A 13,828-nucleotide genomic window follows, 5' to 3' on the forward strand; every position below is an offset into this window, starting at 1 on the left:
GTCGTCGTCGTATCCGGCGGTCAGCGTCGTCCGTCGCCTGTATCAGTTGCCGGTCACCTGCCGCCACTTCTCGATCAGCGCCTTGGTGCCACCGAGTTCCTCGACGGACTTGAGCTTGACCAGCGTCAGTTCGGAAAGCGGCTTCACGTCGCCCGGCGCGGCGACGTCCTTGCGCACGGAGCGGCGGCCGGCTTCCTTGACCAGTGCCTCCTGCGTCTTCTTCGACAGGGCCCAGTCGATGAAGCGCTTTGCGGGCTCCGGATTGGGCGCGCCCTTGAGCATCGCGACGCCATCTGGCGAGGTCGTGGTGCCGTCCTCGATATAGGCGATCTTCACCGGCGCTCCACCGGCGACATATTCGAGCGCGTTGTCCTCGAGCGTCAGGCCGAGCGGCGCCTCGCCATCGGCGACGAAGCGGGGCACGGCGCCGGAGCTGTCCGAGAAGACGAAGTTCTTGGCGAGCTTGCCGTAATTCTCCCAGCCCTTGTCGCCGCCCGAGGTAAGCACCGTCGTCATCTGCTGGAAGGCCGAGCCGGAATTGTCGACGCGGGCCGAGGCGACCTTGCCCTTCCATTTCGGGTCGGAGAGCGCGGCCCAGGTCTTCGGGATATCGCCGTCCTTGACCATGCGGTTATTGACCATCAGCACGTAGATGACGGTCGTGTAGGGCGTCCAAGCCGGGCTGCTGACGAAGCGCTCGTCGATGGCGCCCTGGTCTTTCGGCGCATAGGGGGAGAGCAGATCGGCATTCTCGCCCAGAAGCGAGCCGGTGACGCTCCAGATCACGTCGGCCTTCGGCGCGGCGGCCTCGGCGCGGGCGCGCCGGAAGACATCGCCGGAACCGAGCTGCACCACCTCGGCCTTGATGCCCGTCTCCGCCTCGAAAAGTGGGATCATCTTCTGCACGATCGAGGACTTATGGGCGGTGTAGAGCACGACCTTGTTGTCGGCGGCGTGGGCCGCTCCCGCAACGCCCAGAAGCCCCGCCGCCAGCAGGACGCCCCCAACCCAATTGCTGTTCGACGTCATGATCCGCTCCCCAATCTCTTCAAAAGCGCCGATCTGTGCCGGCGATGATCAGCCATCTTGCCGTCCAATCGTGGCCGTGCGCAACTAGGCGCAAGCGGAGATTCTTTGCCGGCATGGCATATTTGACTGTCGATGGCGCGATCAAGCGCTACGGGGCCACGACGGCGCTGAATGGCGTCTCCTTCACCGTCGCGCAGGGGGAGTTCTTCACGCTGCTCGGCCCGTCCGGCTGCGGCAAGACGACCTTGTTGCGCTCGATTGCGGGCTTCTCGCAATTGTCGGAGGGCAAGGTCACGCTCGACGGGGCAGATCTGCTCGCGGTGCCGCCGCACAAGCGCGATATCGGCATGGTCTTCCAGGACTATGCGATCTTCCCGCACCTGACGGTCGCCGAGAACGTTGCCTTCGGCCTCAAGGCGCGCAAGGTCGCCGCCTCTGTGATCCGGGACCGCGTCGCCGAGGCGCTAGCGACCGTCCGCCTCTCGGCTCTCGCCGAGCGCCTGCCGGCAGCGCTTTCCGGCGGGCAGCAGCAGCGCATCGGCATCGCCCGAGCCATGGTGGTGAAACCGCGCCTGCTCCTGATGGACGAGCCGCTCTCCAATCTCGACGCCAAGCTCCGGCTCGACCTGCGCGACGAGATCCGCGACATCCAGCGGACGATCGGCATCGCGGCGATCTATGTCACTCACGATCAGGAGGAGGCGCTCGCCATTTCCGATCGGATCTGCGTGATGGATGGCGGTTCGATCGAGCAGATCGGCACGCCGCAGCAGATTTATGGCCGGCCGGCGACGCGCTTCGTCGCCTCCTTCGTCGGGACCATGAACCTGCTCCAGCCCTCCGCCTTCGGCCTGCCCGAGGTGCCGGGCGTGGCGCAATGGGCCTTGCGGCCGGAGCGCCTGCGCCTTGCCGATACCGGAGCGACCGAGCACGGAGGTACCGCTATCACCGGCGTGGTCGAGCATTTCACCTATCTCGGCCGCGAGGCGCATCTCACCGTCCGGGCCCAGGGAAATCGCCTCGTCGCGCAGATCGCCGCCCCTCCTCCTGACCTCGTCATAGAGGCCGGCCGCGAGATCCGCCTGAGCTTCGACCGGGCCGACCTGCACGCCTTCGATGCGGCCGGACAGCGTGTTCCGACGGAGCTTGCGGCGTGAGCGCGGTCGCCGCCCCGGCAAGGCGCAACGGCTGGCGCCCGGATTTCTGGACGCTCGTCGCGGTGGCGGCCTGGGCGATCCTGATCGTGCTGCTGCTGATCCCGCTCGGCCTCGTCCTGGTCTCCAGCTTTCGCGACGAGAGCGGTCAGCTGACGCTTGCCAACTGGCAGAGGCTGTTCACCAGCACGCGCTATCTCAACGCGCTGATCAACACGCTGATCGTCGGCTTCGGCGGGCTGGCGGGTGCGCTCCTGCTCGGCTCGGTCATGGCGTTCTGCATGGCCCGCCTGCGCATCGCGGGCGGCCGCTTCGTCTCGATGATGGCGATCCTGGCGCTGGTCTCGCCGCCCTTCATCGGCGCCTATTCCTGGATCGTGCTGTTCGGCTCGGGCGGCATCATCCGGCAGACGCTGATGGGCTGGGGCATCTTCATGCCGCCGATCTACGGCGTCTGGGGCATCCTCATCGTCTTCGCCTTCAAGTTCTACCCTTACGTCTACCTGCTGACCTCGGGCGCGCTCGCCAATATCAATCGCTCGCTGGAAGAGGCGGCGGAGAATCTTGGCCTGACGCCGTTCCAGCGCGTGCTGAAGATCTCGTTCCCGCTGGTCCTGCCGGCGCTCTCGGCCGGCGGCCTGCTCGCGCTGATCCATGCGATCGCAGATTTCGGCACGCCGCGCCTTCTGGGACGCGGCTTCAACGTGCTCGCGACCGAGGCCTACACCGCCTATTCCGCCGAGATCGGCTCCAATCTCGGCATGGCGACCACGCTGAGCCTCGTGCTGATCCTGATGTCGATGATCTTCGTCTTCATCCAGCGCTACATGTCGCGGCGCAACGTCTATCACAGCAACCTGATCAACCGGCCGGAGAAGATTCAGCTAAGGGGCTTCGCCAATGTCGCGGCCCATGCGGCGGTCTATTTCATCGCGTTGGGCGGCGCGATGCCGGCGATCATCGCGGCGATCTACTCGATCCGGAAGACGAACGGGCCGGTCTTCCAGCCCGGGTTCGGACTGGAAAGCTACAGCCGCATCATCGCCACGCTCGGCGACGTCGTGCGCAACTCGCTCGTCTTCTCCGGCGTCTCCGTGCTGCTGATCGTGGTGATCGGCACGCTGATCGGCTGCCTCGTGGCCCGGCGCAACACCGCGCAGAGTTCGCTGCTCGATGCGACCCTGATGGTGCCCTATGTGATGCCGGGCATCGTGGTCGGCGTCGCCTTCATCGCGGCCTTCAACACCCCGCCCCTGGCGATGACCGGCACCGCCGCGATCATCATTCTCTCCGTCTTCATCCGCCGCCTGCCCTATGCCGTGCGCTCCTCGGCGGCGGCGCTGCGGCAGGTCGGCCCGAGCATGGAGGAAGCGGCGATCTCGCTCGGCTACAGCCCTGTACAGGCTTTCCTGAAGGTCACGATCCCGCTGATCCTGCCCGGAATCGTCGCCGGCGCGATGCTGTCCTTCGTGACCGCGGTCAACGAGCTTTCCTCGTCGCTGGTGCTCTATGTCGGCGGAACGATCACGATGCCGGTCAAGATCTACATCGCGATCAATGACGGCGACTACGGTACGGCCGCCTCGCTCTCGACGATCCTGCTCGTGCTCAGCGGCACCGCGATCTATCTCGCCTTCCGCCTGCTGGGACGCGACGAGCGCGCCCTGCTCTAGGCGCGGCAGACGCTGCCGGCCTCAGCGGGATGATGGCCGCCCGAGATTCGGCGAGAACGCCGATCAGGCTGCCGGCCGGAACGCCGGGCTAGAAAGCCGTCTCTAACGTTTTGATCTTGTTGGTGAGCGGGGTGGGGATCGAACCCACGACCACATGATTAAAAGTCACGTGCTCTACCACTGAGCTACCCGCCCTCACCGGGCCGCTGACATACGGAGCCGAACGGCGCCGGTCAACTCGTTACATGTCGTTTGGCGGCGATCGTCCTGCTTCCTCACATCTTTCAGCCGAGCCGACGGGTCACGCCGCCGCCCTTGTTGTAGCCTCGCCCATGCCGGGCGGAAGGCGCGGGCATGAGATATGCGCCGCCGCCAGCGCCAAGCGTAGGCCAGCCCGGATCGGCATAGGCGTTCAGCTCCCAGCAACGCAGGCGCTGGCGTTCCGCATCCGTCGTGGCGTCCGAGCAGGCCGAAACCTGCGAACGCTGCCAGAACGCGGATGCCGGCCCGCTCGCCGCGGCCAGCATTGCCGCCGTCAGGCAGGCCGGTATCAGAAAACCTCGCATTGCCTGCCCTTTTCGGCGCCTTGCATCGAGTTGGAGAGCAGTCATCATGCCGGTCTCGCCTTGCCGAAGGCTTAAGTTGCGCAGGAGAAATCTAAGGCGGGAGGCGTTGTGAAAGCGCCGCCGGCTCCCGATATGCGTGAAACGGGCCTGTGCTGAAGGGAACCTGCCGCGCCTGGGCTGCGTTCGGTTCGGCGCCCGGGCCGCTCGATCGTGGCAAGCCGGCGCCACAGCGCACCGACGTCTCGCTTCGTTGTCAGGAGATCAGCACCGTGAAGCTGCCCATCGTGATCCATACCGAGGAAGACTACGACCGCGCGCAGCAGCGGGTGGAAGAACTGAATGCGATGCCTGATGGTGCCGACAAGGAGCGCGAGCTCCATGCCCTTGCCGAGGCCATGCTCGCTTTCGAACTGCGCCGCGACGACGCCGACGACTGACGGGCAGTCTTCGTCCGATCTCAGGAATCGTTGGTGGCGTTGAGTTCGTCGGGGCGCAGCCCTTCGTCAGGCTCCGCGGCATGCTCCGGGCTTGCGGCCCAGGCTACCAGGATTTCCGCGATGATGTCGGCGCGCGAGTGTCCCTGCCGATGAAGCTCGATATGCCGGTCGAGCGCGGCGAGCGTGCGTTCATCCAGAGATAGCGCGATCGGGGTTGTCGGCATCGGCTCACCTCTCGGCCCGGGGCCTGGAACAGTGTCGCATCCGCGACGTTCCTCAGAATGCGGCATTCGATCACAGGTTCGGACGCCAAGCAAATGCGCCGCTCATTCAGGTCGTTGCGCAAGCCTGTCAGGTTGTTTGATAGTCATGACCTCGCCCAAGGCGCATCTCTTCAAATCGCGAAAATCATTCATCGTCGATCCGAACCAAATTGCCTCTCGTTTGTTGTCGATATAACCCGCTTCACCGCGGAAACACTCTGGAGGACGACATGATCAAGAATCATCGTTTCATGCTCTCGACCGTCGGCGTCGCGATGCTTGCCACCGCGGCGATGGCCCAGACCAGCGCGCCGACGCCGCCCTCTTCGGCTCCGGCGGCCCCTGCGGCGACGCAGTCGAGCGTCAGCGCGCCGGCTGAAACCAATCTCGCCGGCCAGGGCAAGTGGCGCACCAGCAAGCTGATCGGCGTCGATGTCTACGGCCCGGACGACAAGAAGGTCGGCGACGTCACCGAGGTGATCGTCGACAAGGCCGGCAAGGTCGAGATGGTGACGATCGGCGTCGGCGGCTTCCTCGGCATCGGCTCGAAGGATGTCGCGATCCCCTTCGACCAGGTGACCTGGAGCGATCAGCCGATCGCCCCGCCGGCTCCTGCCCCGGCGCCGGCCTCGTCCGGTAGCGCTGGTGGTGCCGGTAGCGCGGGTGGCGGCATGGCCTCTCCGCCGGCTGCTGCGGCGGCTCCCAAGGCCCCGGCCATGTATCCGGATCACGGCAAGATCACGCTGACCAAGGATCAGCTGAAGTCCGCGCCGAGCGTGACCTATTCCGGCACCTGACCCGACATATGAATGAAAAGGCCCGCCTCGTGAAAACGGGGCGGGCCTTTTCATGAGCCGGCTTAGCCGGCAACAAGGTCCTGCAGCAGCGGTGGTATCGCCTCAGGGAGATCGTCCGCGATCAGGCCGAGGCCTAGCCTCTCGCCGGCGAGGCCATGCAGCCAGACGGCCGCGCAGCTCGCCTCGAACGCCGGCATGCCTTGCGCCAGGAGGCCGGCGATCAGCCCGCCCAGAACGTCGCCTGAACCTGCCGTCGCCAGAGCCGCAGAGCCTGTGACATTGATCGCGGCCTGCCCATCCGGCGCCGCGATGACCGTGTCGGCGCCCTTGTAGACGATGACGGCGCCGCAAGCCGCGGCCGCCTTCCGCGCGCGTTCCAGTTTCGAAGGCTCTCCGGTGACGAGGGCGTCCTTGCCGAACAGACGCTGGAACTCGCCCTCATGTGGCGTCAGCACTGTCTCGCGGGCGTCTTTGCGGCCCCGGAGATTGCGCGCGCCGCCATCGGAGAGGCCGGCGAGCAAGGTCAATGCGTCGGCGTCGAAGACAGCCGGACGGTCCCAATCGATCGAAGCCCGGATCAGATCCTCCGCGCGCCGGCCGAGACCGAGCGCGGGGCCGGCCAGAACCGCCGCGATCCGGCGGTCGTCGAGAAACGCCTCCAATGCGAGGCGATCCGCGACGGCGCGCTGCATCAGGGCATCGGGGCCTCGCGCGGCGTGGGCGGCCAAGGCTTCCGGCTCGCAGAGGATCGTCGCAAGCCCGGCGCCCACCCGAAGCGCCGCACGCGCACCGAGCCGCGGCGCGCCGACACCCGCCACACCGCCAGCGAGGGCAGCGACCGCGCCACGCCGGAACTTGTGGGTATCGGCGCCATGGCGCGGCAAGGCCTGCCGCCACAACGCGAGATCGTTGCGGAAAGCCGCAGGCCCGATCGCGGCGAGGGCCGCATCGGCGGGAATGCCGATGTCGGCGAGCCTCAGCCGGCCGCAAAGCGCCCTGCCCGGCTGGAGCAGATGCCCCGGTTTCAGCCGGAAGAAGGTGACGGTCTCATCCGCCCTGACCGCGACACCTTCGGCAAGGCCGGTATCGCCTGACACGCCGCTGGGGATATCGACCGCGATGACGGGGCAAGCGGCCTCGTTGATGAGCTTCGTCGCCTCGGCGAAGGCGCCGGCGAGCGGGCGCTTCAGGCCGGCGCCAAACATCGCATCGACGAGGACGTCGCCCAGCCCGTCACGAAGCGTATTCATCGGCTCGATCGGACCCGCCCAGCGCCCCAGCGCAATGGCTGCATCGCCGGCGAAGCCATCCGCGCCGCCCGGCAGCACCACGCGAACCGTCAGGCCCTGCTCGCGCAGGAGGCGCGCCGCGACGAAGCCGTCGCCGCCATTGTTTCCGGGCCCGCACACGAGCGTCACGACGCGACCGGCTCCGGCCCGGTCGAGCACGGCGTCGGCTACCACGCGGCCCGCGCGCTCCATCAATGCGATGCCCGGCGTGCCCTGCGCAATCGCGATGCGATCGGCCGTCGCCATCTGCTGCGTGGTCAGCAGGGCTAGCTCCGCCTTGCCCCTGATATTGTCGCCGGTATCGTCCATGCCGCATCTTCCGGTGGGGCTGGCCATCCCGCAAGTTGCGGCGGAATGCCGCTTATGATCAACGGATATGCAGATGCTCATTTTTTGTGCTGTTTATTGCCTTTCCACGAGGCGCGTTCGCGTGCGGTGCCGCATGGCGGGGCGTCGGCGCCAATGCTATGAGCAGAAGCAAGGTTGCATTCGTTCGACAGCGTGGGGGCCATCCCCGCCCCTGAGGACGCTGCCAGCCACGTTCCGGCCCAAGCCGGAGCCCGAGATGCAAAGGAGGCCGGTCGGCGCATGAAGAAGATCGAAGCGATCATCAAGCCCTTCAAGCTGGACGAGGTGAAGGAGGCGCTCCAGGAGGTTGGGCTGCAGGGCATCACGGTGCTGGAAGCCAAGGGCTTCGGCCGCCAGAAGGGCCATACCGAGCTTTATCGCGGCGCCGAATATGTCGTCGACTTCCTGCCGAAGGTGAAGATCGAGATCGTGCTCGCCGACGAGATGCTGGACCGCGCCATCGAGGCCATCATGAAGGCCGCCCAGACCGGCCGGATCGGAGATGGCAAGATTTTTGTATCGACCATCGAGGGGGTGATCCGCATCCGTACCGGCGAGACCGGCGCGGACGCGATCTGAGGACTTCCCCCCGATCATTGGATAACGAGCCGCTGGCCGGATTGGAGCCGGTCGCGGCAGCGTGAAATTGAATAACTGCTGGCAAGAGGAATGCTGAAATGAAAAGCGCCAAGGATGTCCTGAAGGCGATCAAGGACAACGACGTCAAGTATGTCGACTTCCGCTTCACCGACCCGCGCGGCAAGTGGCAGCACGTGACTTTCGACGTCGGCATGATCGACGAGGACATCTTCGCCGAGGGCACGATGTTCGACGGCTCCTCGATCGCCGGCTGGAAGGCCATCAACGAGTCCGACATGCTGCTGATGCCGGATCCGACGACCGCCACGATGGACCCGTTCTTCTCGGCTCCGACCATGGTCATCAACTGCGACGTGCTCGAGCCCGGCACCGGCGAGCCCTATGGCCGCGACCCGCGTGGCATCGCCAAGAAGGCCGAGGCCTATCTGAAGTCGACCGGCATCGGCGACACCGTCTATGTCGGACCCGAGGCCGAGTTCTTCGTCTTCGACGACGTCAAGATCGCCGCCGACCCGTACCACACCGCCTTCAAGCTCGATAACGTCGAGCTGCCGACCAACGGCTATTCCGACTACGAGGGCGGCAATCTCGGCCACCGCATCGCCACCAAGGGCGGCTACTTCCCCGTTCCGCCGCAGGATTCGGCGCAGGACATGCGCGGCGAGATGCTGGCCGCGATGCAGTCCATGGGCGTGGTTGTCGAGAAGCACCACCACGAGGTCGCCTCGGCCCAGCACGAGCTCGGCATGAAGTTCGACACGCTCGTGCACACCGCCGACCTGATGCAGATCTACAAGTACGCGATCCACAACGTGGCCCAGAGCTACGGCAAGACCGCGACCTTCATGCCGAAGCCGATCTATGGCGATAACGGCTCGGGCATGCATGTCCATCAGTCGATCTGGAAGAACGGCAAGCCGGTCTTCGCGGGCAACAAGTATGCCGACCTGTCGCAGGAGTGCCTCTGGTACATCGGCGGCATCATCAAGCACGCCAAGTCGCTGAACGCCTTCACCAACCCGTCGACCAACTCCTACAAGCGCCTCGTCCCGGGCTATGAGGCCCCGGTGCTGCTCGCCTATTCGGCGCGCAACCGCTCGGCTTCCTGCCGTATTCCGTGGACGACCTCGCCGAAGGCCAAGCGCGTCGAGGTCCGCTTCCCCGATCCGATGGCGAACCCCTATCTCGCCTTCGCGGCCATGCTGATGGCCGGCCTCGACGGCATCGTGAACAAGATCGATCCGGGCCCGGCCATGGACAAGGATCTCTACGACCTGCCGCCGCGCGAGCTGAAGAAGATCCCGACGGTCTGCGGCTCACTGCGCGAGGCGCTGGAAGCGCTCAAGAAGGACAACGCCTATCTCAAGGCCGGCGGCGTCTTCAACGACGACTTCATCGACAGCTATATCGAGCTCAAGATGCAGGACGTGGCACGCTTCGAGATGACGCCGCACCCGGTCGAGTTTGCGATGTACTACTCGTACTGAGCAGGGTTCCGCCCGGACAGGATTTCCTCCTGACTGCGGCGCCTATCAGTCCAATTTCCAGCCGGGGCGGAAACGCCCCGGTTTTTTGTTGGGCTGCGCCCTACATCCAATCCCTGCCAAGGTATGCTCACGCAAGCTTAGGAAAGCTGTGCGATAGACGGCGCCTCGTCCTCCGCACGGCCCGCAGGCTTATGCACTCTTCCTCTCCCGCCCCCTCCGTCGTCATCTTCGGCTCGGCCCGGCCCGTCACCTGCGCGGTGATGGACTACGCCTATCGGCTCGCAGGCGCCGTCAATGCGCTGCGTCCGGGTCTCATCGCGGTCCGAACGATCGAGCCGGAACGGCCAGCGGCCTTCGTCGGCGCCATCGCTGAGGAATTGCGCCGCGACCGTATCGTGCATTTCCAGATGCCGATCGAGGGCTGGGGCAACAGCGTCGTGCCGGGCTCGGCGCTGATGGCGGCGCGATTGCTGACGCGCAAGGGGCGTATCGCCATCACCCTGCACGAATGGGCCTCGCTCAACCGTCTGCGCTATCTCTCGATGGTGCCGGACATCCTGGCCTGCGACGGCTTCGTCTTCGTCTCGCCGCAGCAGCGCGAGAGCTTCCTGAAGACGCCATTGGTTGGTGCTACGAAGAAGCAGGCGGCGCCGGTCATCCCGATCGGCCCCAACATCATGCCGGCGCGCATCGATCCAGACCGGGTCGCGGCAGAACGGGCGAAGCTGCGTGGCAGCGGCGCCAGCGAAGCCGATGTCGTGATCGGCTATTTCGGCGTGCTCTATGCCAGCAAGCGGCCCGACGTCCTGCTGCGCACGACGCGGGCGCTGCATGAGCGCGGCGTCAAGGCGCGTCTGCTGATCTGCGGCGATTTCCTCTGGGACAAACCCGGGGATCGCGAGGCCTTCCTGGCGCTGGCCGGCGAGCTCGGGGTGGCCGACTGGCTCGATTTCCGCGGCCGGATCGACGACGAAGGCGAGCTGATGGCGACGCTCTCGGCCGCCGACGTCTTCCTGCTGCCCTTCACCGACGGGATCAGCACGCGGCGCGGCAGCTTCCAGGCCGTCAGCCAGCTGGCGATCCCGCTGGTCTCGACGGAAGCCGAGCGGCAGGACGAGTTCGCGCTCGCTCCGGCGCTCAAGGCGAAGATCGAGAATCCGGCAACGGTGCTCTGCCCGGTCGATGCCACGCCCGAACGTTTCGCCGATGCCGTGCTCGCCGCGCAGGCGCGCAAGACCGAGGCGATCGGCGTCGATCTCGCGCGGCTATGGGACGAGGCTGCCCTTGCCCATGTCAGCTTCTACGAGCGGCTGCAGAAGACCTGACCCGACGCAGCCGGGTTCAGGCGCTCAATCGAGCGACAGGATGCGCTGCGGGTCGAGGCGTCCGCGCGCCAGATCCCACAGCGCGAGCAGATTGCCCTTCAACCGGCCCCGCCGATCGATCAGGCTTTGCGGCAGCAGGCTGCAGACCACGTTGGCGATGACGGGCGGAGCTGACAGGCGCCAGGCACGGGCCGGGCGCATCGTTCCCTTGCGCGCCAGATACACGGTATTCGCGACCTGCGAGTAGCCGAAGCGCACCCCTGAGGTGCGGCCGCGTTTGACGGCGCGGTGCACGCCGCGCAACGCCGTGGCATGTACGATCCTGCCGCTGGCCGCGAGCAGGGCGCAGAAGTCGACATCTTCCTGCCAGCCGTAGAGCGGCAGCTTCTCGTCGAAGCGCGCCCCGACCTGCCGGATGGTCGCCATGCGGAACGCCATGTTGCAGCCATAGGTGTTCTCGACGGGCCAGATACGCGTCTCCCGCGGAGGCCGGTCGCCGGCCAGGACCGCCAAGGCCTCGTCCAGCTCGATGCCCGGACCATGGACGCTGTCGGCGAGGACGTGGCCGGTCGCGGCGATGATGTCCGGGTTCTGCCGGAACAGCCGTTCCGTCTCGGCGAGGAAGCTATCGGCCGGTAGATAGTCGTCGTCGAAGAACACGATCAGGTCCGGATCGCCCGCCGCGTCGAGGATGGCGTTGCGTTGCGCTGTCAGCCCCCTCGGTCCGTCGATACGCTCTGCCGCGATAGTCAGGCTTGCGGCGTGCTCCCAATCGACGTCGTCGTCTGCGGAGGGGCAGATCAGGATGCGCTGCGGGCGCAATTCCTGCCGATCGAGCTGGATCAGCGTCTCCCGCAAGGCTTCGCGGCGGCCGGAGGTGGCGATGCCGACGACGATGTTTGATGGCGTGGCGGTCATGAAACCTCAGCGTGCTATCCAGCGGACGAGGGTGAATAGGGGAGCTGCACCGAGGGCGAGCGCGCAGGCGAGCGCCACGCTGGTCGACAGCAGCAGGTCGCCCGCGAACCAGCTTGCGCTGAGCCAGGACAGCGCGAGGGCCGCCCCCGACAGCAGCACCGGCTGCCAGGGCATGACGAAGGGTTGCCGACGCAGCATGAACGCGCCGAAGCCTGCCGCCATCGCCGCACCACCGGCAGCGCCGGCGGCGATGGCCGCACCGCTGCCCGGGAAGACCGCCGCCGCCAGCAGCGCCCCGGCGCAGGTCAGGATGCAGTCGAGCACGGCCAGCCCGACGATGGCGGGCAACCGGCGCTGCAGATGCGCCGGCGTCGACAGCAGCGTATGCGTGAGGGCGCGCAGGAGGGCCACCAGCATGATCGCCGGTGCCGTCTCCAGGAAGGAATGCTGCAAGGCGAGCGGGACGACAGCCCGGGTCGCGCCATCGAGCAGAGCGATCATCCCTGCGGCGCCGATCAGGGCGAAGCCGGTCAGCAGGGCATAATATCGGCCGAGCTCCATCCGGATGGCTCCGGAATCACCCTCCTGGTCGAACCGCGCCACCAGCTCGGGATAACGCACCGCCTGCAGCGACGTAATGATCATGCCGAACGGCCGCTGCAGCAGGTCGAGCGCCAGCAGTGGCCCGGCCGCGGTCGCCGGACCGAGCACGCTCACGAAGATGCTCTTGAGGCCGAGCGGCGCGAGCACGCCGGCGACCGACGCACCGGCCGAGACGCCGCCATAGACCAGATTGCGCCTGGCGGCCGTGCCGTCCCAGGCGCGAGACCAGGGCAGGATGTGGCGGGACAGGACGCAGGCCGAAATGAAGTAGATCAGGTTGCCCGCCAGGACTCCCGCCACCGTATGCGTGAGATCGCCGCCGATCGCGGCGCCGGCGAGCGTCGCAGCCGCCAGGATCGAGGCGCGGGCGCCCTGGAGCCAGGAGAACAGGCTGAACTGCTGCCGGAAGCGGAGCATGGTCAGGTGCAGTTCTCCGCTACCTTGCAGGATCGCCGTGGCAGCACCCGCCAGCGCGAGCCAGAGCGGCACATCGAAGAGCGTCGCGGCCACCACGCCCAGGACGCACAGGACAGCACTGCCGATGAACTGGGTGACGATGAGGCCGCGCTCCCGCTCTTCGCTCTCGCCGTCCGGGCCGGGATAGAAGCGGCTGCAGGCAGCACGTATCCATTGGAAGCAGGCGATATCGGCGAACTGGGCGATCGAGACGAACAGCGAATAGGCGACATAGTCCGGCGCCGGAAGCAGATTGGAGACGGCAATGAGCAGGCCGAGGGCCAGCAGCGCCTGATAGACATAGGCGCCCAAGGCGGCGATCTTGGCCATCAGACCACCGTCTCGCCGGAAGCGAAACCGCGAGCCCTGCGTTCAAGGGCGCGAAAACCGATGCCGGGATGCATGAACCTTTCCCCTTCGGCCACAGGCCTTAAGGCAAAAAGGTTGATACTTCCCCGCTATGCGAGGGCGGCTTTCAGGAGAAGTGCAGAACCGCGAGGCCGACCGATGCCGCGGCCGCAGCGAGCCACCAGAGCCAGCGCGAAGCATGCGGATCGGAGGCAGAAAGAGGCCTGCCGATGACATCCTCGTGACCGAAGGATTCGCCGGCGAGGCGTGCAGTACGCTGCAAACCCGCGATACCCGCAACCGGCACAGACTGACGCGACGCCACGGCCTTCTCCCCTTTAGGCCGATCATAGCGCATTGCGGAAATCCGCATAGGCCTGACCGTATTCATCATCCTCGGCGCCGATGGTTAACGTGGGCTGAACAGGTCTGTTCCACCTCGCTCTTGCCCATGCCGACGACAGGGTTGTGACGGGAGCGCGAGCTGCGGCGGCGTAGCGGTTTCGATCTGCGGATGAGGTGTCTATAAGCGGTT

14 protein-coding genes and 1 tRNA gene are annotated in these 13,828 nt (G+C 66.4%); 7 read left to right on the forward strand and 8 right to left on the reverse strand.

What is annotated here, in order from left to right; genetic code table 11:
- Window positions 1–42: 42 nt before the first annotated feature.
- A complete protein-coding gene (locus tag WFK61_RS17865; RefSeq protein WP_336813434.1) occupies window positions 43–1,029 on the reverse strand; it encodes an extracellular solute-binding protein in 987 nt (328 codons plus the stop codon).
- 113 nt (window positions 1,030–1,142) lie between these two features.
- On the opposite strand from WFK61_RS17865, the gene WFK61_RS17870 reads away from it, so the two are divergent.
- On the forward strand, window positions 1,143–2,186 hold the full coding sequence (locus WFK61_RS17870; RefSeq protein ID WP_336813435.1) for an ABC transporter ATP-binding protein: 1,044 nt from the start codon (window positions 1,143–1,145) through the stop codon (window positions 2,184–2,186).
- Window positions 2,183–3,856, forward strand: a complete 1,674-nt coding sequence (locus WFK61_RS17875) for an ABC transporter permease (protein WP_336813436.1) — start codon at window positions 2,183–2,185, stop codon at window positions 3,854–3,856. Before WFK61_RS17870 ends, WFK61_RS17875 begins: the two co-directional genes overlap by 4 nt.
- Window positions 3,857–3,976: 120 nt before the next feature.
- Here the strand turns inward: WFK61_RS17875 and WFK61_RS17880 are convergent.
- Both WFK61_RS17880 and WFK61_RS17885 read right to left on the reverse strand, forming a co-directional pair.
- Window positions 3,977–4,051, reverse strand: a tRNA-Lys gene (locus WFK61_RS17880).
- Window positions 4,052–4,140: 89 nt separating this feature from the next.
- Entirely contained in the window at window positions 4,141–4,422 is a 282-nt protein-coding gene (locus tag WFK61_RS17885; protein WP_336813437.1) for a hypothetical protein, read from the reverse strand.
- Between the two features lie 149 nt (window positions 4,423–4,571).
- Here WFK61_RS17885 and WFK61_RS17890 point away from each other — a divergent pair, with 149 nt between their 5' ends.
- Window positions 4,572–4,859: a hypothetical protein gene (locus WFK61_RS17890; RefSeq protein WP_336813438.1), complete on the forward strand. Its 288-nt coding sequence runs from the start codon at window positions 4,572–4,574 to the stop codon at window positions 4,857–4,859.
- Window positions 4,860–4,879: 20 nt separating this feature from the next.
- Here the strand turns inward: WFK61_RS17890 and WFK61_RS17895 are convergent, their stop codons facing one another.
- On the reverse strand, window positions 4,880–5,083 hold the full coding sequence (locus WFK61_RS17895) for a hypothetical protein (protein WP_336813439.1): 204 nt from the start codon (window positions 5,081–5,083) through the stop codon (window positions 4,880–4,882).
- A 269-nt stretch (window positions 5,084–5,352) separates the two neighbouring features.
- Between WFK61_RS17895 and WFK61_RS17900 the strand changes: the two genes are divergently transcribed.
- Window positions 5,353–5,919: a PRC-barrel domain-containing protein gene (locus WFK61_RS17900; RefSeq protein ID WP_336813440.1), complete on the forward strand. Its 567-nt coding sequence runs from the start codon at window positions 5,353–5,355 to the stop codon at window positions 5,917–5,919.
- 62 nt (window positions 5,920–5,981) lie between these two features.
- Here WFK61_RS17900 and WFK61_RS17905 read toward each other — a convergent pair whose 3' ends face one another.
- Entirely contained in the window at window positions 5,982–7,517 is a 1,536-nt protein-coding gene (locus tag WFK61_RS17905; RefSeq protein WP_336813441.1) for an NAD(P)H-hydrate dehydratase, read from the reverse strand.
- A 279-nt stretch (window positions 7,518–7,796) separates the two neighbouring features.
- On the opposite strand from WFK61_RS17905, the gene WFK61_RS17910 reads away from it, so the two are divergent.
- From WFK61_RS17910 to WFK61_RS17920, 3 genes are all read left to right on the forward strand, one after another.
- On the forward strand, window positions 7,797–8,135 hold the full coding sequence (locus WFK61_RS17910) for a P-II family nitrogen regulator (RefSeq protein WP_257734831.1): 339 nt from the start codon (window positions 7,797–7,799) through the stop codon (window positions 8,133–8,135).
- 98 nt (window positions 8,136–8,233) lie between these two features.
- A complete protein-coding gene (gene glnA, locus WFK61_RS17915) occupies window positions 8,234–9,643 on the forward strand; it encodes a type I glutamate--ammonia ligase (protein WP_257734830.1) in 1,410 nt (469 codons plus the stop codon).
- Between the two features lie 191 nt (window positions 9,644–9,834).
- Window positions 9,835–10,968, forward strand: a complete 1,134-nt coding sequence (locus WFK61_RS17920; protein WP_336813442.1) for a glycosyltransferase — start codon at window positions 9,835–9,837, stop codon at window positions 10,966–10,968.
- 24 nt (window positions 10,969–10,992) lie between these two features.
- Here WFK61_RS17920 and WFK61_RS17925 read toward each other — a convergent pair whose 3' ends face one another.
- The 3 genes from WFK61_RS17925 to WFK61_RS17935 all read right to left on the reverse strand — a co-directional run bounded on the left by WFK61_RS17925 (window position 10,993) and on the right by WFK61_RS17935 (window position 13,687).
- Window positions 10,993–11,886, reverse strand: coding sequence for a glycosyltransferase family 2 protein (locus tag WFK61_RS17925; protein ID WP_336813443.1), 894 nt, complete (start codon window positions 11,884–11,886; stop codon window positions 10,993–10,995).
- A gap of 6 nt (window positions 11,887–11,892) precedes the next feature.
- Entirely contained in the window at window positions 11,893–13,275 is a 1,383-nt protein-coding gene (locus WFK61_RS17930; protein ID WP_336813444.1) for a hypothetical protein, read from the reverse strand.
- 145 nt (window positions 13,276–13,420) lie between these two features.
- Window positions 13,421–13,687, reverse strand: coding sequence for a hypothetical protein (locus tag WFK61_RS17935; RefSeq protein ID WP_336813445.1), 267 nt, complete (start codon window positions 13,685–13,687; stop codon window positions 13,421–13,423).
- Window positions 13,688–13,828: the final 141 nt, after the last annotated feature.

This window comes from Allobosea sp. MMO-172 (assembly GCF_037147855.1).
In the GTDB taxonomy this organism is placed as follows: domain Bacteria; phylum Pseudomonadota; class Alphaproteobacteria; order Rhizobiales; family Beijerinckiaceae; genus Allobosea.

Coding starts and splice junctions, on each gene's coding strand:
- WFK61_RS17865 (WP_336813434.1), bottom strand. CDS start 1,029: ATGACGTCGAACAGCAATTGGGTTGGGGGCGTCCTGCTGGCGGCGGGG.
- WFK61_RS17870 (WP_336813435.1), top strand. CDS start 1,143: ATGGCATATTTGACTGTCGATGGCGCGATCAAGCGCTACGGGGCCACG.
- WFK61_RS17885 (WP_336813437.1), bottom strand. CDS start 4,422: ATGCGAGGTTTTCTGATACCGGCCTGCCTGACGGCGGCAATGCTGGCC.
- WFK61_RS17895 (WP_336813439.1), bottom strand. CDS start 5,083: ATGCCGACAACCCCGATCGCGCTATCTCTGGATGAACGCACGCTCGCC.
- WFK61_RS17900 (WP_336813440.1), top strand. CDS start 5,353: ATGATCAAGAATCATCGTTTCATGCTCTCGACCGTCGGCGTCGCGATG.
- WFK61_RS17905 (WP_336813441.1), bottom strand. CDS start 7,517: ATGGACGATACCGGCGACAATATCAGGGGCAAGGCGGAGCTAGCCCTG.
- WFK61_RS17910 (WP_257734831.1), top strand. CDS start 7,797: ATGAAGAAGATCGAAGCGATCATCAAGCCCTTCAAGCTGGACGAGGTG.
- glnA (WP_257734830.1), top strand. CDS start 8,234: ATGAAAAGCGCCAAGGATGTCCTGAAGGCGATCAAGGACAACGACGTC.
- WFK61_RS17920 (WP_336813442.1), top strand. CDS start 9,835: ATGCACTCTTCCTCTCCCGCCCCCTCCGTCGTCATCTTCGGCTCGGCC.
- WFK61_RS17925 (WP_336813443.1), bottom strand. CDS start 11,886: ATGACCGCCACGCCATCAAACATCGTCGTCGGCATCGCCACCTCCGGC.
- WFK61_RS17930 (WP_336813444.1), bottom strand. CDS start 13,275: ATGGCCAAGATCGCCGCCTTGGGCGCCTATGTCTATCAGGCGCTGCTG.
- WFK61_RS17935 (WP_336813445.1), bottom strand. CDS start 13,687: ATGATGAATACGGTCAGGCCTATGCGGATTTCCGCAATGCGCTATGAT.